The 22,684-nt window shown below is 48.1% G+C and carries 22 protein-coding genes; 3 read left to right on the top strand and 19 right to left on the bottom strand.

Translation table 11 applies throughout. From position 1 onward, the window contains the following. Nucleotides 1-56: 56 nt before the first annotated feature. The 19 genes from A10D4_RS07815 to dgt form a co-directional block, all read right to left on the bottom strand. Nucleotides 57-569: a hypothetical protein gene (locus tag A10D4_RS07815; protein ID WP_008488812.1), complete on the bottom strand. Its 513-nt coding sequence runs from the start codon at nt 567-569 to the stop codon at nt 57-59. Nucleotides 570-588: 19 nt separating this feature from the next. Next, complete coding sequence (locus A10D4_RS07820) at nt 589-858, bottom strand: hypothetical protein (RefSeq protein WP_008488813.1); 270 nt, start codon at nt 856-858, stop codon at nt 589-591. Between the two features lie 272 nt (nt 859-1,130). After that, nucleotides 1,131-2,963 (bottom strand): glutamine--fructose-6-phosphate transaminase (isomerizing), encoded by a 1,833-nt coding sequence (gene glmS / locus A10D4_RS07825; protein ID WP_008488814.1) that lies wholly within the window; start codon nt 2,961-2,963, stop codon nt 1,131-1,133. A gap of 22 nt (nt 2,964-2,985) precedes the next feature. Further along, nucleotides 2,986-4,350 (bottom strand): bifunctional UDP-N-acetylglucosamine diphosphorylase/glucosamine-1-phosphate N-acetyltransferase GlmU, encoded by a 1,365-nt coding sequence (gene glmU / locus A10D4_RS07830; protein ID WP_008488815.1) that lies wholly within the window; start codon nt 4,348-4,350, stop codon nt 2,986-2,988. A 148-nt stretch (nt 4,351-4,498) separates the two neighbouring features. After that, nucleotides 4,499-4,915, bottom strand: coding sequence for a F0F1 ATP synthase subunit epsilon (locus A10D4_RS07835; RefSeq protein ID WP_008488816.1), 417 nt, complete (start codon nt 4,913-4,915; stop codon nt 4,499-4,501). 17 nt (nt 4,916-4,932) lie between these two features. Further along, entirely contained in the window at nt 4,933-6,318 is a 1,386-nt protein-coding gene (gene atpD, locus A10D4_RS07840; protein WP_008488817.1) for a F0F1 ATP synthase subunit beta, read from the bottom strand. Nucleotides 6,319-6,356: 38 nt separating this feature from the next. Then, complete coding sequence (gene atpG, locus A10D4_RS07845; protein WP_008488819.1) at nt 6,357-7,223, bottom strand: F0F1 ATP synthase subunit gamma; 867 nt, start codon at nt 7,221-7,223, stop codon at nt 6,357-6,359. Between the two features lie 57 nt (nt 7,224-7,280). Next, nucleotides 7,281-8,822, bottom strand: a complete 1,542-nt coding sequence (gene atpA / locus A10D4_RS07850; protein WP_008488820.1) for a F0F1 ATP synthase subunit alpha — start codon at nt 8,820-8,822, stop codon at nt 7,281-7,283. Between the two features lie 13 nt (nt 8,823-8,835). Continuing rightward, entirely contained in the window at nt 8,836-9,369 is a 534-nt protein-coding gene (gene atpH / locus A10D4_RS07855) for a F0F1 ATP synthase subunit delta (RefSeq protein WP_008488821.1), read from the bottom strand. A 17-nt stretch (nt 9,370-9,386) separates the two neighbouring features. Beyond that, nucleotides 9,387-9,857: a F0F1 ATP synthase subunit B gene (atpF, locus tag A10D4_RS07860; protein ID WP_008488822.1), complete on the bottom strand. Its 471-nt coding sequence runs from the start codon at nt 9,855-9,857 to the stop codon at nt 9,387-9,389. A gap of 38 nt (nt 9,858-9,895) precedes the next feature. Further along, nucleotides 9,896-10,153: a F0F1 ATP synthase subunit C gene (gene atpE / locus A10D4_RS07865; protein WP_008488823.1), complete on the bottom strand. Its 258-nt coding sequence runs from the start codon at nt 10,151-10,153 to the stop codon at nt 9,896-9,898. 54 nt (nt 10,154-10,207) lie between these two features. Further along, the gene (atpB, locus tag A10D4_RS07870) at nt 10,208-11,005 is read right to left on the bottom strand and encodes a F0F1 ATP synthase subunit A (RefSeq protein WP_008488824.1); all 798 of its coding nucleotides are present in this window, start codon (nt 11,003-11,005) and stop codon (nt 10,208-10,210) included. 13 nt (nt 11,006-11,018) lie between these two features. Next, nucleotides 11,019-11,405 carry an ATP synthase subunit I gene (locus tag A10D4_RS07875; RefSeq protein ID WP_156812109.1) on the bottom strand — a complete coding sequence of 129 codons (387 nt, stop codon included), beginning with the start codon at nt 11,403-11,405 and terminating at the stop codon, nt 11,019-11,021. A 160-nt stretch (nt 11,406-11,565) separates the two neighbouring features. Beyond that, a complete protein-coding gene (locus A10D4_RS07880; RefSeq protein WP_008488827.1) occupies nt 11,566-12,447 on the bottom strand; it encodes a ParB/RepB/Spo0J family partition protein in 882 nt (293 codons plus the stop codon). A gap of 51 nt (nt 12,448-12,498) precedes the next feature. Further along, a complete protein-coding gene (locus A10D4_RS07885) occupies nt 12,499-13,296 on the bottom strand; it encodes a ParA family protein (protein ID WP_008488828.1) in 798 nt (265 codons plus the stop codon). A 21-nt stretch (nt 13,297-13,317) separates the two neighbouring features. Continuing rightward, entirely contained in the window at nt 13,318-13,962 is a 645-nt protein-coding gene (rsmG, locus tag A10D4_RS07890; protein WP_008488829.1) for a 16S rRNA (guanine(527)-N(7))-methyltransferase RsmG, read from the bottom strand. 36 nt (nt 13,963-13,998) lie between these two features. Then, nucleotides 13,999-15,888 (bottom strand): tRNA uridine-5-carboxymethylaminomethyl(34) synthesis enzyme MnmG, encoded by a 1,890-nt coding sequence (gene mnmG / locus A10D4_RS07895; RefSeq protein ID WP_008488830.1) that lies wholly within the window; start codon nt 15,886-15,888, stop codon nt 13,999-14,001. Between the two features lie 551 nt (nt 15,889-16,439). After that, a complete protein-coding gene (locus A10D4_RS07900; RefSeq protein WP_008488831.1) occupies nt 16,440-16,898 on the bottom strand; it encodes a flavodoxin domain-containing protein in 459 nt (152 codons plus the stop codon). 36 nt (nt 16,899-16,934) lie between these two features. After that, nucleotides 16,935-18,455: a dGTPase gene (gene dgt / locus A10D4_RS07905; protein WP_008488832.1), complete on the bottom strand. Its 1,521-nt coding sequence runs from the start codon at nt 18,453-18,455 to the stop codon at nt 16,935-16,937. Nucleotides 18,456-18,610: 155 nt separating this feature from the next. Here dgt and A10D4_RS07910 point away from each other — a divergent pair, with 155 nt between their 5' ends. From A10D4_RS07910 to A10D4_RS07920, 3 genes are all read left to right on the top strand, one after another. Further along, entirely contained in the window at nt 18,611-21,049 is a 2,439-nt protein-coding gene (locus A10D4_RS07910; RefSeq protein ID WP_008488833.1) for a M1 family metallopeptidase, read from the top strand. Beyond that, nucleotides 21,049-21,540: a DUF6702 family protein gene (locus tag A10D4_RS07915; RefSeq protein WP_008488834.1), complete on the top strand. Its 492-nt coding sequence runs from the start codon at nt 21,049-21,051 to the stop codon at nt 21,538-21,540. The genes A10D4_RS07910 and A10D4_RS07915 overlap by 1 nt, the downstream gene beginning before the upstream one ends. A 329-nt stretch (nt 21,541-21,869) precedes the next feature. Beyond that, a complete protein-coding gene (locus A10D4_RS07920) occupies nt 21,870-22,679 on the top strand; it encodes an META domain-containing protein (protein ID WP_008488835.1) in 810 nt (269 codons plus the stop codon). The last annotated feature ends 5 nt before the right edge of the window (nt 22,680-22,684 follow it).

The raw sequence follows: 22,684 nt of genomic DNA on the forward strand, positions 1-22,684 counted from the left end.
GCTTAACTAATGAGTGTCCGTTTTAAAAAGGAACTCAAAATTTAGTCGTTAAAAGCTTAACCTTCCCGACTTGCGCTAAAAAGACAAGTATTATGAGTCCATATTTCTACTTCACCGTTTGCTCTTTGCAATTCGTTTTGAACCCTTTTTGATAAATTATCAAGTGTGGTTCCATAAATCAGAAGAATGGCGCGCTGATAGTTTGCGTGTTGAACAAACGCATTCAATGTTTCAATGTCTTTAGCTATGCCTTTTGATGAACAGTTTCCAGGCTTTACTTCCATCACTAAATAGTTTTCATCCATCGTACCTGGAACATGAACTAAAAAATCAGGCTTTAAGTTATCTAGTCCATTACCACGAACTAAGGGATGACCACCTTTATCAATTTCACCACATAGCGAGTACATCGACTCCTTAGGCCAATGAACTCTCATTTGGTGATATAACTCGTAACAGTAAACTCTCTCTCGGTACGTTACTTTTTCGGAACCAGCTATTGGGAGCTGAAAGTAATTCTCCTTCAAATTAGCTGTAGCTTTTCTTAAAGTTTCATCAAATTGATCCATAGAGAAGGTCCAGGTGAAGTTATTGAGTACGACTCTTTATCACTGCCTGATACTGTTCCCAAACACCGTTCTCCACATCTCTTTGCGCCGTATCAACTAAAGCTTTAAGTGGATCAATTCCACCTTCGATTGCTGCATCTCTCTGAGTAAGATCTTCAACCATATATGAGTATCCATTAGCAGGCTTCCCATCTAAAAATGCCTTCACTTTTATTCTGTTTTCATCAGCCATAATTCGTATTTCATATTCTCTTCCTTGATGAACAAAATACCTATTATCAAATTCCATATGTATTTCCTTAATGTCTGAAAATAATTTTTAGATGTAAAACCTATACTGCCTAGACTTTAATCACCTATCAATTAATTCATTGGTTAAACTGCTACGCACAATGGATCTGGATAAAAAGTTACCTCTCAAACAAAAAATCCCCACCCAAACCGGAGTGCGATTTGTAGCAAGGATTTTAGTATGAGACTTTATTCTCAAGTATGATTCTTTATTACTAGGTATGAAACTTTATTACTACGTTACAAAAAGGGCCTTGCGGCCCTTTCTTATCACTCTACGGTAACTGACTTCGCCAGGTTCCGCGGTTGGTCGACGTCGGTGCCTTTGATGATGGCGACGTAGTACGACAACAATTGTAGCGGTACGGTGTAGATGATGGGGGCGATAAGCGGGTCGCAGTGGGCGACGTCGAGCACGTGCAGCGAGTCGTCACTGCCGAAATGCGCGTTTTTGTCGGCAAACACGTACATGATGCCACCGCGCGCGCGCACTTCTTCAATATTCGATTTCAGCTTTTCTAGCAGCTCATTGTTCGGTGCCACTACAATCACCGGCATATCTTCGTCAATCAACGCCAGCGGGCCGTGCTTAAGCTCTCCGGCGGCATAGGCCTCGGCGTGAATGTACGAAATCTCTTTTAGCTTGAGCGCCCCTTCCATGGCAATCGGATACTGGTCACCACGTCCCAAAAACAGGCTATGATCTTTATTAGCGAAGTCCGATGCCAAGGTTTCGATGGCCTCTTCCAGCGCCAGCGCTTCCTCAATTTTGGCCGGTAGTGACTTCATCGCGGCGACAATTTCGGCTTGCTTATCGGCGCTCATACCACGGTGTTTACCAATCGCCAGCACCAGCATCAATAAACCGGTTAACTGAGTGGTAAAAGCCTTGGTTGAGGCGACGCCAATTTCGGCACCGGCGCGGGTCAAAAACGCCATATCCGACTCGCGTACCATCGACGACGAGCCAACGTTACAAATGGTCAGGCTTGCCCGGTAACCCAGCTCTTTTGATAACCGCAACGCCGCCAATGTATCGGCAGTCTCGCCGCTTTGCGAGATAGTGACTAACAAGCTGTTTGGATGCACAAACGATTTGCGGTAGCGGAATTCGGACGCAATTTCGACGTTACAGGACACATTGGCTTGTGACTCTAACCAGTAGCGCGCCACCATGGCGGCATGGTAGCTGGTGCCACAGGCGACAATTTGCACATGCTCAATGTCTTTTAAAATGTCTTCCGCGCCCTGACCAAAAGTGTCGCTAGCAATACTGTCGGTAGTCAAGCGCCCCTCGAGTACATTGCGAATAGCAATCGGCTGTTCGTGAATTTCTTTCAACATGAAGTGACGATACTGACCTTTGCCACCAGCGTCGTATGTCACATCCGATTCATGCTGCTCACGCTCAACTAAGTTGTCTTGCTGGTCATAAATACGAATTTGCGTACGAGTAATTTCCGCAACATCGCCCTCTTCAAGGTACATAAAACGATGCGTGACCGGCAGTAAGGCTAATTGGTCAGAAGCAACAAAGTTCTCGCCCAACCCCATACCGATCACCAGCGGACTACCCGAACGTGCGACCACCAGTGTTTCTGGCTCACGGGTATCCATAGCAACCATGCCGTAGGCACCGTGCAATTGTCGCACCGCCGCTTTCACGGCTTCCAACAGGCTGCCACAAGTTTTTCGTTCATGATGAATTAGGTGAGCAATCACTTCGGTATCGGTTTGCGAATCAAACTGATATCCCTCGGCTTTTAAAAACTCACGCAAGTGCTCGTGGTTCTCGATAATACCGTTATGCACCACCGCTAATTCGCTACCCGACATGTGCGGATGCGCGTTACACTCAGTAACGCCGCCGTGAGTTGCCCAACGCGTGTGTGCAATGCCGATAGTACCGTTGGTGCCAGCGCTGGCTTGCGCATCAACTAAGGCTTGCACTTTACCCACCCGACGCAGGCTGTCCAATTGTCCGTTGGCATCAATCACGGCAATACCGGCTGAATCGTAACCCCGATATTCCAGGCGCTTTAAGCCCTCAAGCAAAATACTGCTAATACGACGCTCTGAGGTAGCTCCCACAATTCCGCACATAAATGACTTGTCCTATCTTGGTTTATTTTTGCTTTTGTGGACGTTGCCATCCACTGATATTGCGCTGTTTAGCGCGTGCCACCGCCAGTTCACCGTCAGCGACGTCGCGGGTGATGGTTGAACCGGCGCCCACGGTCGCTTGCTGACCAATGCTAACCGGTGCCACCAACGAGCTGTTTGAACCGATAAAAGCGCCATCAGCGATGTCGGTAACAAATTTGTTCACGCCATCATAATTGCAAGTAATGGTGCCCGCACCAATATTCACCTCGGCACCGATGTTGGCGTCGCCTAAGTAGGTTAGGTGGCTGGCTTTGCTGCCCGCACCCATGCGCGTTTTCTTAATTTCCACGAAGTTGCCAACTTGTACGCCATCGGCTAGTTCAGCGCCGGGCCGTAAGCGCGCGTACGGTCCAACGTTAACCGTTTCGCCCAGGCTAGCCCCTTCAATGTGAGAAAACGCCCGGACCCGACTACCACTGCCAATGCGACAGTCTTTTAACACCACGTTAGCTTCGATAACCACGCCATCACCAAGTTCCACATCACCCTCAAAAGTAACGTTGGCATCGATGACCACGTCTTCACCGCAACGCACGCGCCCGCGAATGTCGATACGGGCTGGGTCTAGTAGGGTGGCGCCAGCGAGCATCAACTGTTCGGCTTGACGTAACTGATAAGCCCGCTCTAAAGCGGCTAACTGCACGCGATTATTAGCGCCCTCGACTTCGCTGGCTTGCTGCGGTTGGCAACTTGCAATTTTAACGCCTTCACCGGCGGCCATGGCGACAATATCGGTTAAGTAATATTCGTTTTGCGCGTTGTCATTCGACAACTTGGCTAACCAACGCTTTAAATACTGCCCCGAAGCCACCAAAATACCGGTATTAGCTTCGCGAATTTGTAGTTGCTCGGCATTGGCGTCTTTTTGCTCGACAATCCCCTCAATCGCACCGGCCTTATTGCGCACGATACGACCATAGCCAGTCGCGTCGGGCAGCGTCACGGTTAATAACGCCAGCGCTGACTGCTGCGCCTGTTGCAATAACTGCTGCAAGGTTTCACTGCGGATCAACGGCACATCGCCGTATAACACCAACACCCGATCCTGAGGCTGAATGTAATCTTGCACTTGCTGCACGGCATGGCCGGTACCCAACTGTTGGCTTTGCTCAACCCAATTTAGGCGGTGATGTTGCAGCGCTTGTTTTAATTGCTCACCACCGTGGCCATATACCACATGAATGGCATCGGCATTGAGACTGCTGGCACAGTCGATAACATGCTCAACCATCGGTTTTTGGGCGACCGGGTGCAACACTTTCGGTAACGCCGAACGCATGCGGGTGCCTTTGCCGGCGGCTAATATGACGACGCGTAATGTCATGCTAGATTCTCAACTGGTTGTTTTATACAAATGTAAAGATTGTTAGTGTCCGCCATTCTAACGGTTTTCGGTAACATTTGCAGGCAAAAAGAAAGGCCCACTGGCGTTGCCAATGGGCCTTTTCGTTTACTTTACGGATACTGTCGTTTTAGCGACGCAATTTACGCAACACTTCTAGCTGCGCCAATGCACGTGCCAGCTCGGCAGCCGCTTCGGCATAGCTCAAGTCGGTAGACGAATCGGCAATCGCTTCTTCGGCACGCTTTTTAGCGGCCAGCGCTTGCTCTTCGTCTAGCTCGTTGGCGCGTACCGCGACATCGGCCAGTACCGTGACGTTATGGGGTTGAACTTCCAACACACCACCAGCCACATACATTAACTGCTCAGCACCGTCTTCTTTAACCAAGCGCACCATACCCGGTTTGATCTTGGTTAATAATGGCGCGTGACCTGGGTAAATACCCAGCTCACCCTCGCTACCCGTAACTTGCACGGTAGCCACTTTGCCCGAGAACAATTTTGCCTCGGCGCTGACTACCTCAAGCTGTACCGTTTTAGCCGCCATGCAAACCTCCTAAGTGCTTACAGGTTTTTGGCTTTCTCAGCAGCCTCTTCGATGCTACCAACCATGTAGAACGCTTGCTCAGGCAAGTCGTCATAGTCGCCATTTAAGATGCCACTAAAACCATTAATGGTATCTTTCAGCGAGACATATTTGCCCGGCGCACCGGTAAATACTTCGGCAACGAAGAAAGGTTGTGACAAGAAACGCTGGATTTTACGAGCACGTGATACGGTCAGTTTGTCTTCTTCTGACAGTTCGTCCATACCCAAGATAGCGATGATGTCTTTCAGCTCTTTGTAACGCTGCAACACAGTCTGTACGCCACGTGCAACGTTGTAGTGCTCTTCACCAACCACTAATGGGTCTAACTGACGCGAGGTTGAGCTTAATGGGTCAACCGCTGGGTAAATACCCAAAGAAGCGATATCACGGCTCAACGTAACGGTTGAATCCAAGTGCGCGAAGGTGGTTGCTGGTGACGGGTCAGTCAAGTCATCGGCAGGCACGTATACAGCCTGAATAGACGTGATTGAACCGGTTTTGGTCGAGGTGATACGTTCCTGTAACACACCCATCTCTTCCGCTAGAGTAGGCTGATAACCTACCGCTGAAGGCATACGACCCAGCAATGCAGATACCTCAGTACCGGCTAGGGTGTAACGATAGATGTTATCGACGAAGAACAATACATCACGACCCTCGTCACGGAATTTCTCGGCCATGGTCAAACCGGTCAAGGCAACGCGCAAACGGTTACCCGGAGGCTCGTTCATCTGACCGTAAACCAACGCAACTTTATCCAGTACGTTAGAATCGTTCATTTCGTGATAGAAGTCGTTACCCTCACGCGTACGCTCACCAACACCAGCGAAAACTGAGTAGCCGCTGTGCTCGATAGCGATGTTACGGATAAGCTCCATCATGTTAACGGTTTTACCAACACCGGCACCACCAAACAGACCGACTTTACCACCTTTGGCAAACGGACAAATCAGGTCGATAACCTTGATGCCGGTTTCCAGCAGTTCGTTGGTGTTTGATTGCTCTTCGTAGCTAGGCGCAGCACGGTGAATCGACATCCGATCGTCGGCGCCAATAGGGCCGGCTTCGTCGATTGGTTCACCCAGTACGTTCATGATACGGCCCAGGGTTTTAGTACCCACTGGCACCATAATCGGTTCGCGTGTGTTGTCTGCAGAAGCACCGCGACGTAAACCGTCGGTTGTACCCAGTGCGATGGCACGTACAATACCGCCACCTAACTGTTGTTGTACTTCAAGTACTAAGCCTTGAAGTTCACCATCGGTCACTTTCAGTGCGTCGTAAACTTTAGGCACGGCACTTTGTGGGAACTCAAAGTCCACCACGGCGCCGATAATTTGTACGACCTTACCTTGACTCATGATATTTCCTCTAACTCTTAATTCTGTGGACCTTGCCGTTATACAGCTTCGGCACCAGCAACGATTTCCGAGATTTCTTGGGTAATCGCTGCCTGACGGGCTTTGTTGTAAACCAGTTGCAGCTGATCAATCAGATCTTCAGCATTATCGGTAGCGGCCTTCATGGCTACCATCCGTGCTGCCTGTTCACTGGCTGCGTTATCAACAACCCCTTGGTATACCTGCATTTCAACGAAGCGACGAATCAATGTGTCGAGAATCGATTGCGGATCAGGTTCATACAAGTAGTCCCAGCTACCCGATTGAACTTCATCCTCAGACGTTGCCGCTGGCAACGGTAATAACTGATTCACAACAGGTTTTTGACTCATGGTGTTTACAAAACGGTTGTAAACCACATACAAACGGTCAATATTGCCTTGTTCAAACGCTTGCAGCATGACCTGCACCGAGCCGGTCACTTGGCTAATCGATGGCTTGTCACCCAGGCCCGATACTTGCGCCTGTAATTTGCCACCAAAACGTTTGAAAAATGATGTCGCCTTGCTGCCAATGGCTGCAAAATCGGCTTCTACACCTTGCTCTTTCCAGTCGTTAGCGTGTTTTACCACGAGCTTGAACTCGTTGGCGTTCAAGCCGCCACACAGGCCCCGATCGGTAGAGATAATGATGTAGCCGACGCGCTTCACCTCACGCTCTTCCATAAAAGGATGGCGATATTCGAGGTTGCCGCGTGCCACGTGGCCAATCACTTTGCGAATAGAGTCGGAGTACGGACGGCTTTCAGCCATACGCTCCTGCGCCTTTTTCATTTTTGACGCAGCAACCATCTCCATCGCACTGGTGATCTTCTGAGTATTACCAATACTCGCGATCTTCGTTTTGATTTCTTTACCGCCGGCCATGACGAATCTCCTGTTAACTCAACGACAAATGGCCGCTAACACAGCGGCCACCGACTGTTACCACGATTGCGTCTGCTTGAATTTTTCAAGCGCCGCTTTCAATTTGGTTTCGATGTCGTCGTTATAGTTACCGGTTTTATTAATCTCGGCCATCAGGTCTTTTTGCTCGCTGTTCATATAAGCCAGCAATGACGCTTCAAAATCGCCGATCTTGTCTTGCGCAACGTCTTTCAAGAAGCCTTTCTCAACCGAGAAGATAGACACCGCCATATCGGCAACGCTCATCGGCTCAAATTGTTTTTGCTTCATCAGTTCGGTTACGCGCTGACCATGCTCTAACTGCGCACGAGTCGCTTCGTCAAGGTCAGAGGCAAATTGCGCGAAGGCCGCCAATTCACGATACTGAGCCAAGGCCAAACGAATACCGCCACCCAATTTCTTGATGACTTTAGTCTGTGCCGCACCACCTACACGCGATACCGAGATACCAGCGTTAACCGCAGGACGAATACCTGAGTTAAACAAGTCAGTTTCTAAGAAAATCTGACCGTCGGTGATCGAGATAACGTTGGTCGGTACGAATGCCGATACGTCACCAGCTTGAGTTTCGATGATCGGTAATGCGGTCAATGAACCGGTTTGACCTTTCACTTCACCGTTGGTGTATTTTTCTACATAATCGGCGTTAACTCGCGCTGCACGCTCTAGTAAGCGTGAATGTAGATAGAAAACATCACCTGGATAAGCTTCACGACCTGGCGGACGACGTAACAGCAATGAAATTTGACGATAAGCAACGGCTTGCTTAGACAAATCATCATAAACGATTAACGCATCTTCACCGCGGTCACGGAAGAATTCACCCATGGTACAACCGGCATATGCTGACAGATATTGCAGCGCGGCTGATTCTGACGCCGAAGCGGCAACCACGATAGTGTTTTCCAGTGCGCCGTGCTCTTCCAGCTTGCGTACTACCTGAGCGATAGTCGACGCTTTCTGGCCGATAGCCACGTACACACACTTAATACCCGAGTCTTTTTGGTTGATGATGGCATCAACAGCCAATGCGGTTTTACCGGTCTGACGGTCACCGATGATCAACTCACGCTGACCACGACCGATTGGGATCATCGCATCGATAGACTTATAACCGGTTTGTACCGGCTGGTCGACAGATTGACGATCGATAACGCCGGGGGCGATTTTCTCGATAGGTTCACGGCCTTCGGCTTCGATAGGACCTTTACCGTCAATCGGCTCACCCAGCGTGTTAACCACACGGCCCAGCAGGTTACGACCTACTGGCACTTCTAGGATACGACCCGTTGTTTGAACTTTGTCGCCTTCTTGCAAATCTGCGTACGGGCCCATAACAACGGCGCCGACAGAGTCGCGTTCCAGGTTCAAAGCGATAGCGTAACGGTTACCCGGTAATTCAATCATTTCGCCTTGCATACAATCGGCTAAGCCGTTGATGCGAATGATACCGTCGGTAACAGACACGATGGTGCCTTCGTTACGAGCTTCACTGCTTACGTCGAACTTCTCAATACGTTTTTTGATCAGTTCTGCGATTTCATTTGAATTCAGTTGCATGCTCAAGTCCCCATTAGGATTGCAGTGCATGGGCAAGACGTTCAAGCTTGCCGCGCACGGTGCCGTCAATCACGGTATCACCGGCTTTAATGACTAAACCGCCGACAATCGACGAATCCACACTGCAATTCAGCTTAATTTTGCGTTGCAGACGCTGTTCCAAAGCTTTTGAAATAGCCGTTTGTTGTGCTTTCAGCAGTTTCACTGCCGACGTCACATCAACCGTAACTTCGCGCTCATACTCGGCACGAAACGTCTGATATAAAGTGTCCACCGCCGGTAAGGCCAGCAGCCGATCGTTGTCGGCCATGACGCGAATGAAGTTCTGCGCGTGAGCGTCCAGTTGTTCTTCGCAGACGCCGAGGAATACCTCGGCGACCTTATCAGCAGCGGCAGCGCTTTTCAGAAAAGCGACCATGGTGTCGTCTTTAGCTACCGCGGCAGCAAAAGCTATCATGTCACTCCACTGTTCTACTGCGCTGTGCTCTATTGCAAAATCAAAAGCTGCTTTTGCATAGGGGCGAGCGACCGTAGTCAAATCTGACATATGCGCAAACCCCTCGATTACAGATCAGCGACCAGTTTTTCAACAATGTCACTGTGAGCGCTTTTATCAATTTCACGCTCAATGATTTTTTCTGCGCCAGCGATTGCCAGAACAGCCACTTGCTTGCGTAATTCTTCACGAATACGGTTGCGTTCAGCTTCAACTTCAGCGTGACCAGCAGCAACGACTTTCTCGCGCTCCTCGTGACCGCGTTGAATTTCTTCTTCAACGATGGTGTTGCCACGCTTTTTCGCCTGCTCGATGATCTCAGCAGCCTGTTGTTTAGCTTCTTTCAGCTGTTCAGCGATTTCCTGCTGGGCCTTTTCATAGTCTTTTTGGGCACGTTCGCCCGCAGACAGGCCATCAGCAATTTTTTTCTGACGCTCTTCGATAGCGTTGATGATCGGTGGCCACACGAATTTCATGCAGAACCACACGAACACGATAAACGCGATCGTTTGACCTATAAGAGTAGCGTTGATATCCACAACGGACCTCCTTTACGTTGGTGACCGTCGAATCGCAATTAGCCTGCTACCTGAGTTAAGAACGGGTTTGCGAAAGTGAATAACAATGCAACAGCAACACCGATCATCGCGATAGCATCGATAAGACCTGCAACGATGAACATTTTAACCTGCAGCTGAGGTGCCAGTTCTGGCTGACGAGCTGCTGCTTCTAGGAACTTACCACCCAGCATACCGAAACCTAACGCGGTACCTAAAGCAGCCAGACCGATCATGATTGCAACAGCGATAGCAGTAAAAGCAACTACAGTTTCCATTGATTTCTCCAGTTTTTCAGTAGATTAAAGTTAAAAAATAAAAGTTAAAAAGGATTAATGCTCAGATGAAGCCATGCTTAGATAAACAATGGTCAACATCATAAAAATAAATGCCTGCAAAGTAATAACTATGATGTGGAACGCCGCCCAGATAAAGTGCGCTGGTAACTGGAACAGCCCCATCATGGCAATCAAAATAAAGATCAATTCACCGGCGTAAAGGTTACCGAATAATCGCAACGCTAACGATGCCGGTTTGGCTAACAAGGTAATGCTTTCTAGCACTAAGTTAACCGGCGCCAATGCCCAATGGTTAAATGGCGTTAAGGTCATTTCTTTGGTGAAACCTTTTAAACCTTTGTACTTGATCGAGTAAATAATGATCAGGGCAAAGACACTTAAGCTTAAAGCGAATGTCGTATTCAGGTCGGTGGTCGGTACCACTTTCATGTAAACATCGTGCGGATCGTCGACAAAACCTAACCAATAAGCACCGTACATGGCAGCCGACGGCAACCAGTCAACGGGGATCAAATCCATCAGGTTCATCAAGAAGATCCAGACAAAAATGGTTAACGCCAACGGCGCAATCAGTTTGTCTTTACCATGGAAGGACTCACGCACGCTCTTGTCGACAAACTCGACAATCATTTCGACAAAGCATTGCCACTTGCCCGGTACACCGGTACTGGCTTTCTTTGCCACGGCACGGAACGACCATAAGAAAAGGACACCTAGCAATACCGACCACACAATCGTGTCGACATTCCAGGTCCAAAACCCTGAGCCTATCTGACCATTTTGCAAATGGTGCTTGATATACTCAGTAGCGGTTTGCTCTCCACTTACCATAGTGTTTCCCAATTTACGTTGATTTTAAAAGTAAAATCGGTGCTAGCCACTGCATGGCCAGCGCTGCAACAAAGCCGCTAAATAAAGGCGCTAATGGCAGCGCAAGCAGGCTTAAAACGGCAGCAAATAATCCAGCCGTGAGGATAATTTTTAACCCTTCACCGGCAAAAAAACTTCTTACCACTTGTTGGCTCGAACGCGCGCCAGCATAAGCAAACGCAAATGCGGCAAAGACCATATTTGGCACCACGCTGATCAAGCCGCCAACAATTGCTGCTAAAGCGCTGAAGCTGTCTTTCACGACCAAAAACAATAGCGCGGTCAGCAATGTGGCTAAAATTTGTACCCGTAATAATCGCCGAGCAAGTTGTTTTCCCGTCACATTCATGGCGTTAGACAAGGCGAATTACCCACGGTTGACGCCCACGTAAAGGGCATACTAAAAAACTCGCGCTAGTATAAAGATTTGTCTCGTAAATGCAAACGAAATCGGCGCCCAGCAAGCGAAAGTCGGGCGTTCAACAATTCGTTAACAAGCCCTAAGTCTCTGCTGAGGTTGATTATTTTATGTGCGACAGAATGCCATCAAGTTCATCCAGACTGGTGTAACTGATGACCAGCTTGCCTTGCCCTTTGCGACCATGATTAATCGCGACCCGGGCACCTAGCTTATCGCTAAGGTTTTGCTCGAGGTGTTGGATATTGGGGTCTGGCTCGGCTTTGGGGGTGTCTTTGGGTGGTTCAAGCGTACGTCTTACCAGTTTTTCGGCTTCACGTACGGTCAGTTCTTTAGCCGCGATGGTGTGTGCAACATCACGCTGCTGGTCGCCCTGTAGCGCTAACAATAATTTGGCGTGGCCCAAATCGATGTCGCCACGTTCCAGCAACGTTTTAACATCACTTTCTAAGTTATTTAAACGCAATAAGTTGGTCACCGTAGTCCGCGACTTACCGACCGCCGAGGCGACATCCTGGTGGGTCATTTGAAATTCGTCTAACAAGCGTTGCAAGGCAATCGCTTCTTCCATCGCATTTAAATCTTCACGCTGGATATTCTCGATCAGGGCAATCGCGATTGCCGCTTCGTCGGGTACGTCTTTGACCAAACACGGCACATCACTGAGCTTGGCCAGTTGTGCCGCACGCCAACGCCGTTCGCCGGCGATGATTTCGAAACTGTCGGCGCCCAATTTGCGAACCACGATAGGTTGGATAATACCTTGCGCTTTTACCGATGCGGCTAAATCTTCTAACGCCTCGGGCGACATGTCTTTACGCGGTTGATATTTGCCCGGAGTCAGCTGCTCGACCGGCAGTTTCTGCAGCTCGCCTTTTACCGCTGGCTGTTTACCACTGGCATCGTCGCTAGCCGACTGACGCTGTTGGCTGTTGGTTAAAAGGGCATCTAAGCCGCGTCCTAAACCGCGTTTTTTAGCTGACATGTTTTTGCTCAATCCTTGTCATGACTTTCTTAAAACAATGGCCCGCAAGCCTTAATTAGCGGCTGCTTGCGCTTGTTTTTTGCTTTGCTCTGCACGCCGAATAATTTCACCGGCTAACGATAAATAAGCGCGCGCACCGGTGGACGATTTATCATAATACATCGCCGGCGCTCCAAAGCTGGGGGCTTCCGCCAAACGCACATTACGTGGAATAACGGTACGATACACTTTATCGCCAAAGTGCTGTTTTAATTGTTCCGACACATCGTTCGCTAAGCGATTACGTGGATCGTACATGGTCCGCAAAATGCCCTCGATGGTTAACTTAGGGTTAACCGCATCGGCCAGTTGGTTAACGGTATCCATCAACGCCGTCAGACCTTCTAAGGCATAGTACTCACACTGCATTGGCACCAAAATCGAATCGGCAGCGGCCATTGCGTTAACCGTCAGCATACTTAACGACGGTGGACAATCGATAAAAATGAAGTCGTAGTAATCTTGTACCGCTTCTAGCGCTTTACGTAGACGTAATTCACGGGCAAACACTTCCATCAACTTGATTTCTGCGGCGGTGGCATCACCGTTGGCGGCTATCAGGTGATACTTGCCGTTAGTTTCGGCAACTAACACCTCTTTGGCCGGTTTTTCATCGACTAACAAGTCGTAAATGGTATGTTCGACGTCGTATTTATCGACACCGCTTCCCATGGTCGCGTTACCCTGCGGGTCCAGATCGATGAGCAATACTTTGCGCTTGGTCGCCGCCATTGAGGCCGCTAAATTGACAGCCGTCGTGGTTTTGCCGACGCCGCCTTTTTGGTTTGCAATTGCAATCACTCTAGCCACGGGTGTTACGACCTCTTATGGTTATGCTGCCGCTTTAATAATAACGATATGGCGTTCGCCAATAACGCCAGGGACAACCAGCGGTTTGACTTGTTCAACCAACCAGCGCGACTGCGGGTCGGCGTTTAGTTGTGCAATTTCTTGCTCAGGGTACTGACCTTTCAGGGCGAAAAAACGCCCATCAGCGTTAGTCAAATGACTACACCAACTAAGCATATCATTAAGCGAGGCAAAGGCTCTACTCAGCACGCCATCAAATCCCTCTGGGTCAGTATAATCTTCAACTCGCGCATGTACAGCACTGACGTTGTCGATGCCCAGTTCGTGACAGATCTGGCGAATAAAGCGAATACGCTTACCTAAACTATCGAGCAACACAAATTGCTTGTCAGGTGCGGCAATCGCTAACGGTAAACCTGGCAAGCCTGGCCCGGTACCCACGTCAATATAACGCTGTGCGGTTAAACTCGGCAAGACCACTAAGCTATCGACAATGTGGCGACTCAGCATTTGCTGTGGATCGCGCACAGACGTCAGATTGTAAGCTTTGTTCCATTTGTCTAATAATCCAACCAACGCTAGCAATTGTTGCTGCTGTTCGGCGTTGATGGTCAATTCGGTTTCGGCCAGTAACGAGGTCAGCGTAGCGGCTAACGACTGCTTCACAGGCATATCCTTGCAGTTTGCTTGGGTTTAATAGGATTACGCGCTTTTGCGCAGTAACCCTTGTTTTTTTAGGTGCACCAATAACATCGAAATCGCCGCCGGCGTAATGCCCGAGATACGTGCCGCTTTACCCACCGTTTCGGGTTGATGTTGATTCAGCTTCGCCACCACCTCATTCGAGAGGCCACTGATTTTACTGTAATCGAATGGTATCGGTAAGTGGGTATTTTCATGACGCCGTTGTTTTTCGATTTCGTCTTGTTGACGCTCAATATAACCGGCGTATTTGACCTGAATTTCCACTTGTTCGGCGGCCGCACTCGGCGCCAAGCCGTCACCTAGGGTGTCGACTAGCGCCCGATAACTGACTTCAGGACGACGTAACAGTTCTTCTAAGCTTGCTTCACGCGAAATCGGATTTTTCAGTAAGCCATTTATAGCATCCACTTGTGCATGATCTTTGTGTACCCAAGTACTGCGTAGACGCTGTTGTTCCTGCGCGATGGCTTCCATTTTTTCGCTAAAAGCGGCCCAGCGTTGATCGTCGACTAAGCCCAATTCGCGACCTTTTTCGGTTAGTCGCATATCGGCATTATCTTCTCGCAATAACAACCGATATTCGGCGCGCGAAGTAAACATGCGATAGGGTTCTTGCGTGCCTAGCGTCGACAGATCGTCGATCAATACGCCCATATAGGCTTGATCGCGACGCGGCGACCAGCTGTCTTTACCTTGCACTTGCAAGGCGGCGTTAAGGCCTGCGATTAATCCTTGCGCTCCGGCCTCTTCATAGCCGGTAGTACCGTTGATTTGGCCAGCAAAGAACAAACCTTGAATGTACTTGGTTTCTAACGATTGTTGCAAATCGCGCGGGTCAAAATAATCGTACTCGATGGCGTATCCAGGACGCGTAATATGCGCATTCTCGAAGCCTTTAATCGAGCGCACTAATTGCTCTTGCACATCAAACGGTAAACTGGTGGAAATACCGTTAGGATAAACCTCAAAAGTATCTAATCCCTCAGGTTCGACAAATATTTGATGCGAATGACGCTCGGCAAAGCGTACCACTTTATCTTCAATTGATGGGCAATAACGTGGCCCAACGCCTTCAATTACACCGGAATACATGGGTGAACGATCTAAACCAGCACGGATAACATCGTGAGTTTTTTCGTTGGTATGGGTGATATAGCAAGATATTTGTTGCGGATGATCGCTAGCTTGCCCCATAAATGAAAATAACGGCGTGGGTTGATCGCCAGGCTGTTCTTGCATCACCGAAAAATCAATCGATTTACTGTCTATGCGTGGTGGTGTGCCGGTTTTTAAACGATCAACGCGTAGCGGTAGCTCACGTAAACGCTCGGCTAGGCGATTAGCTGGTGGATCGCCAGCGCGGCCACCTTGATAATTGTCTAAGCCAATATGAATGCGCCCACCTAAAAATGTACCGACAGTGAGTACCACCGTTTTAGCGGCAAACTTTAAGCCCATTTGGGTAACCACACCGACCACACGATCCTGCTCGACGATCAAATCGTCACAACCTTGTTGAAATAACGATAAGTTCGCTTGAGTTTCTAAGCTATGTCGAATTGCGGCTTTGTACAGCTGACGATCGGCTTGTGCTCGAGTAGCTCTAACTGCTGGGCCTTTTGATGAGTTCAATGTACGAAACTGAATACCACCTTGATCAGCAGCTTTTGCCATGGCACCACCCAAGGCATCAATTTCTTTAACCAAATGCCCTTTACCAATACCACCGATTGCAGGGTTACATGACATTTGTCCGAGCGTTTCGATGTTGTGTGTTAGCAGCATGGTCTGACAGCCCATACGAGCTGCCGCTAATGCGGCTTCGGTACCGGCATGTCCGCCACCGATAACGATAACGTCAAAGTGCTGATGATAATGATGTGCCATGTGTACGACCTGTAGCATTTAACAATGCGCTTGAACTGTGATGTTGGTATTGCTCTAGAGCAGATTACCTAAGACTCAAATAGCCGATCATTTTAACGCGTTATGGTGAAAATCGAAATGACTAAATTTTGTTCATTTTGTTAAGAAGCCTGTTTCGTTTCATTTTGAGCGCAATTGAGGTTCGGGTTTAAAAGAAGATCAGTTAAGGATCTTATTTTGATCTTTTCTATTATTACTACTCTTAGCTTCGACTTTTCTGTTGATAAGCGATCTAACTGCCTAAGCTTAAATGATTTTTTAGATCAAGGATCATGTGAGTAAGCGATGATCCAAAGTCTGATCAGACGGTGGATAACTGGGGTGCTTATCCACAATACGATTTATCCCCAGAGTTGTGCTGTGATTATCGACACCCCTTAGGCGATCTTACTCCGATCTTATCCACTTACTGATTTAGCTTGTGGACAAGCTTGTGATTAACACAAACCGATCACCAATAAGTGTTCGATAGTCGCTAAATCAGCCATGTGAATAAGATCATTCAGGATCGGTTAATCGGGCTCAGGTAGTTGTGCTACGGCTTGGCTGAATTGCGGCAGCCAATGACTGGCTTTGACTTCGGGATCGTCTTCTAACATATCGATCTCAAGTCGTGATACTAAGCTTTTTGCACCCAGTTGTTGTAAGCGTTGATCGGCATCGCGGCCGGCGGCGCAGTAGGTGTCGTAACAGGACTCGCCAACCGCGATCACGGCATAGCGCAAATCATCTAAACGGGTTTCGCAGGCGGCCAGTTGCTCGGCAAACTGCAGCATGCTATCGGCGTAATCACCGGCGCCGTGGCTAGCGACGCAAATCAACCAAATACCGGTATTGTCTAGGTCGACGAGATCGGGTTCGTAATGTACACGACATTGGCGGCCGTCAGCATCGAGTAGCTGTTGCAACTGATCGGCGAGATATTCGGTATTGCCGGAGGTGGTACCGACTAAAATATCGATGGTCTTCATCGTTATCCTTTTATCTGTGAGTGATTAGGCTGAGGGTTAAATTTGTACTTGCAGGATCTGGTATTCCTGTAATGCCGCATGATCGGTCATGCCGCTGACCACGTCTTGTAAAAGTCTACAGCGGTAATAAAGCTCTTCGGCCACACTTAATTTACCCTGTTTATCTTTGTTGACTTGTTGATAGGCCGCGAGTTCCTTAGCCGGTAAGCGCTTGTATAGGCGCTGGTTCAATATGGGTCCTTTATCATTTAGCTTTGCAAAATCAGTGGCACTCATGTGCAGTAGGGGGGCGTAGGTATTCAATAGCCCGCTGATCACCTGATAACCTTGCAGCTCGAGTTGTTCCACCTCAGGGTGGTTGAAGACATGTTTAAACGCCACCTGCTTCATGGTTTTAATGATGTGTTGATAGACGCTGCCATCTTCGAGTAATGCGGCGTTGTAGTCTCCGGTGTCGATTGCATCTAGGTGTTCGATAAACTGTTTAGCGGCGTGTTCTACCAAAGGGTGGATAAGGCCGACGCGTAATTCGATAAAAAACTGACCGATATTATCAACGGTTTCTCTCTGGTATTTCTTTTTGGCGTTATCTAACAATTGCTGAAAAGACACCAGTGGTTTCGGTTTACCCGCTTTATCTTTATATCCTTGGTCGATGATGTCCGCGTCGGCATCATCTGTGCCGGTAGCAGCTATGCGTAGTGCGGAGAATTCTTGTTTAAGCAACGCCATTAATTGAGGAATCGTTAAAATACCTTTTTCTACCGCGTCTTCGATGTCGGCCAGGCAATAGGAAATATCATCGGCGGCTTCCATGATATAGGCTATTGGATGACGGCTATGTGGTTGCATCGCAAGTGCTTGCCAAAGTTCGTCGACAAACTCTTTCTCTGACCAGTAAAAGCCTGGCTTCTTTTGTAGGTTATTGCCTTTGGGTTTGGCCTGATAGGCGCCGCGGGTGTATTTCAATAACCCAGCGCTTTGTGCGTAGGTTAGATTAAGTTTTAATAATTTGTGAGTTAATCGTACCGCTTGCGCATTACCTTCAAAATTTTTCAGATCGGTGATCAAGTAGTTGGCTAGTGCGTCTTCGGCACAACCGTGGCGTTGAAAAAGCAGATAGGTATTGGCGTTAAACCAGTCGTTGATGGCGGCTTCACCAAAATGACCGAAAGGTGGATTGCCAATGTCGTGCATCAGGCAAGCCATTTCCACCAAGGTTTCTAATGCGCGATCCATATTGCCTGAGAGTCCCAAACGCGCGCGTTGAGTGCCGTCCAGCTTGTCGATGATTTTACGGACAATGAAGCGGCCATTTTGCTGCACTTCGAGTGAATGAGTCAGACGGCTACGAACGGCGGCGTTTTTTTCTAGCGGGAAAACTTGGGTCTTTTGTTGCAAGCGTCGTACCGCAGCCGATTGCATGATGCGACCGCGGTCGCTTTCATATTGATTTAATAATAAGTCGACTTTTGGCGGCGTTACAGGCCGCTCGAAGCTCGTTCCTTTGCTGTATGGGCGCTTTGCGGTAAGTCGTTTAGTAAAGTCTGCAGGCACGGTGACAGTCCTTGTAGCTAGCTTTAGTGTCAGTCATTGATGACACCAGATTACGATAAGTTGACCAATTTTTCAGCTTGTCTGACTTGGTTTGCGGCTTAACACCCTTTATTCTATTAGGCTCCTAACTAAAACAATGATAAAAGGCGTTTTTCATGCGCGCGCTAAAAATCTTATTAACCGCGGTTATTAGTAGTCAGTTATTAATCGTCGGAGCGGCTCAGGCACAAGCCATTGAGCAGACCAAAGGCCATTTTAAAGACAAATTTAGACAGTTAGACGAGGTGTTACCTACACCGAATGTCTATCGTTCCGCCGCTGGTGAACCTGGTGAGCATTATTGGCAGCAGCAAGTTGATTATCAAATCAATGTTTCACTAGATGAAAAGCGCCGCCGTGTTGAGGGTGCTGAAACCATTCAGTATCACAACCAATCACCTTATACCTTGCGTTATTTATGGGTGCAGCTGGATCAAAATATTTTTAAATCTGATTCAATGGCAGAGGTTACTTCGACTTTCTCGTCGCATCCAGAAACCAGTTTAGGCAATCAAGATAAACCTGCTCGTATTAGTTTGAATCAACTGCGTCGCCAGCAGTTTATGGCCGATAACGAGTTGGGTTATCAAATCAATGCGATCACCGATAAAGCCGGTAAAAAACTGAGTTTTACCATTGTTGGTACGCAAATGCGCATTGATTTAGCCGAGCCGTTGGCACCCTCAAGTAGCACCGAGTTAAACATCGACTTTGCTTTTAATATTATTGAGCAAAAAGCGGTCGGTGGTCGTAATGGCTACGAACATTTTGCCGATGACAAAAATCCTGATGGCAATGATATCTTTTTGCTGGCGCAGTGGTTCCCGCGTTTAGTCGCGTTTACCGACTACGAAGCATGGACTAACAAAGAGTTCTTGGGGCGTGGCGAATTTACGCTGGAGTTCGGCGATTATCAGGTCAATATTGATGTGCCTGCCGATCATATCGTTGCCGCTACTGGTGAATTACAGAATCCACAACAAGTGTTGACCAGTGCTCAGCGCGACCGTTTAGAACAAGCTAAAACGGCTGAACGTCCGGTATTTGTTGTTACCCCAGACGAAGCCTTAGCGAACGAGGAAGCCGGCACTAGCGATCGTAAAGTTTGGCGTTTTGCTGCTGACAATGTGCGTGATTTTGCCTGGGCGTCATCGCGCAAATTCATCTGGGATGCCAAGGGTTATGAGCAGGGCGGTGAAGAACGTCCGTTTGTTATGGCAATGTCGTTCTATCCTAAAGAGGGTGGCGAGTTGTGGGAGAAATACAGCACCGAGGCTGTCATTCACACCATGGAAGTGTATTCGCGTTTTTCATTTGATTACCCCTATCCGGTGGCACAGTCGGTAAATGGCCCGGTAGGTGGTATGGAATATCCGATGATCACCTTCAATGGTCCGCGTACTACCCTGCAGGATGACGGCAGCCGTACCTATTCATTGGCGGAAAAGCGTTTCTTACTGGGTGTGGTCTTCCACGAAGTGGGTCATATTTACTTCCCGATGGTGGTTAATTCAGATGAACGTCAGTGGACGTGGATGGATGAAGGTTTAAATAGCTTCCTTGATGGCGTTGCTGGTCGAGAGTGGGATCCGAGCATTCCTTGGGGCGTTGAACCACGCTTTATCGTCGATTATATGAAGTCAGAAAACCAAGTGCCGATCATGACGCAGTCGGATAGTATTCTGCAATTTGGTCCTAATGCTTACAGCAAACCTGCAGCGGCGCTGAATATTTTGCGTGAAGTCATTTTAGGTCGAGACTTATTCGACTTTGCATTTAAAGAATACGCTCGCCGTTGGAAATTCAAACGGCCAACACCTGCCGATTTCTTCCGCACCATGGAAGAAGCTTCGGGTGTCGATTTGGATTGGTTCTGGCGCGGTTGGTTCTATACCACCGATCACGTCGACATTTCCGTTGACCGTATTTATGAGTTGCGCTTAGACACTCAAGATCCCGATATTGATTTGCAGCGTCGCCGTCAGGAAGATGCCGACAAGCCGGTGTCGTTCTTTGTACAGCGCAATGAGCAAGAGGGTCGTTTGACTTGGGTCGAGAAGAACAAAGACGTACGTGATTTTTATGACGATAACGATCAGTTCACGGCTTCTAACAAACAACGCAATGAATACCAAGATTTTCTGCAGAAGTTGGAGCCTTGGGAACGTAAAGTGTTTGATCGTGCCATCCAAGAGAATAAACATTACTACGTTATCGACTTTAGCAATAAAGGCGGTTTAGTGATGCCGATTCTGCTGCAGCTGACCTACGATGATGGCAGCCAAGAGGATAAGTATATTCCGGCAGAAATTTGGCGTCGTAGCCCAGATGCGGTCAGCAAACTTATCGTCACCGATAAAGCACTGAGTTCGGTTGCGGTTGACCCTAATTGGGAAACCGCCGACGTGGATATCGAAAACAACTATTATCCACGGCGTATCATTCCTTCGCGTATTGAAAGCTATAAAGCAAAAAAACGTGATGGTTTGATCAACCGCGACTTGATGCAAGACGTGAAAGCGGAATTAAAGTCAAATAATGAGACTAACGACTAATGCAGCGTTTATTGTTAGTGTTGGCGTTGTTATTTATGGGGGCGGGCAGCGCGGCTGCCCACCAACTTAAAGCGTCAATTACGACGATTTTGTTTAATCAGCGTACGCATAACATCGAAGTGATGCAGCGCTATTATCTGCATGACGCCGAGCATGCGGTAAAAGAGTTCATCAACCCCAAAGCTGATATCGTAGGTAATGAAAAGACTCGCCAACAATTTAGCGACTATGTCTTAAAAAACTTCCAGATTGCGCGTTTAGACGGTACCGAAATTCCTTTAAAAACGGTCGGTTATGAAGTCGATGGACCGCATTTTTGGGTGTATCAAGAAGTGCCAATTCCTACGGCGATGAAAGGCGTAAAAGTACGTCAAAAAGCGCTTCAGGACTTATGGCCTGATCAGGTTAACTTGGTTAACGTCGAGCGTGCCGGTGATATTCAATCGGTTGAGTTTCACGAAAAGGATAACTGGCTAGCGATCAGCTTTTAAACCTTGCCATAATTTGAGTATTCGCAAATTATGGCATTGTAGAATGACTTCTTAATCCTCTCTATATTCTTATAAGTCTTGTGCTTCGCTGAATTTATATCGCCGGTGCTTTTGCGAATACGCAAATAATTCCGAATTTAACGCAAATACTCTGTAAAACTAGCGTGCTAACAATGAAAAACTGGCGCGGAAGCCTATACTATCAGTATATCCGCTACTTCTGCGGGTTGCTTTTCCAGTAACCCGTTAATAACGACGCCTAACGGTTAAGCCCATTGCGGATCTTATGGGAACGGATTCAATCAGCATAATTACACGGAGGATGCATTATGCGGGGACGACTATTAACTATTGCGGCTACTTTAACTATCACTTTAGCGGGATGCCAACCTAATGACTCCACCACCACCGCTAATAGTTCAGAAAGCGCAACGGTTGAGCGCGACCAAGCTGCCAGTGACATGTTTGCCAAACAATTACCGGCGACTTATCAGGGCACGTTACCTTGTGCCGATTGTGAGGGTATCGTTTATCAGTTGAATCTCATGCCCGATCACCGATACCAACTTCAAATGCGGTATTTGGATGATGGCGACGTTAATAATAGCCATAGCCAACAAGGGTTATGGCAAATCAGTGGTAAGCAGTTGCAACTCGATCAGGAGAGTGCTTTTTCTATCGAGCCCGACGGCGTTTTGCGAAAGCTTGATACTAACGGTCAAGCGATTGATTCTGAACTGAATTATGATCTTTCTCGGCAGCGTGATTATCAACCGTTAAGTAACACCGTCACGATTACCGATACCGAATGGCGGTTGACCGAAATACGCGGAAATGCGGTCACCGAGTTTGTCGACGATGCAAGTCAAGCACCGCATATGACGCTCAATGAGGGCGAGCAGCGGGTCAGCGGTTTTGCTGGCTGCAATAACTTTAACGGTCAGTACCAGAACAGCCAACAACAAATCGAGTTTGCCAAAATCGCGACCACCCGCAAAATGTGTGAGCAAACAATGGCTATTGAAAAGCAATTTGTTGCCACATTAGAGCAAGTGACAGAGTGGTACATCGAAGCCAACAAGCTGTATTTATTGAATGAATCGGGCGATGCTATTGCGGTCTTTAAACCACTGAGTTAAGCGCT

The organism is Idiomarina xiamenensis 10-D-4 (assembly GCF_000299895.1).
GTDB classification, from domain to species: domain Bacteria; phylum Pseudomonadota; class Gammaproteobacteria; order Enterobacterales; family Alteromonadaceae; genus Idiomarina; species Idiomarina xiamenensis.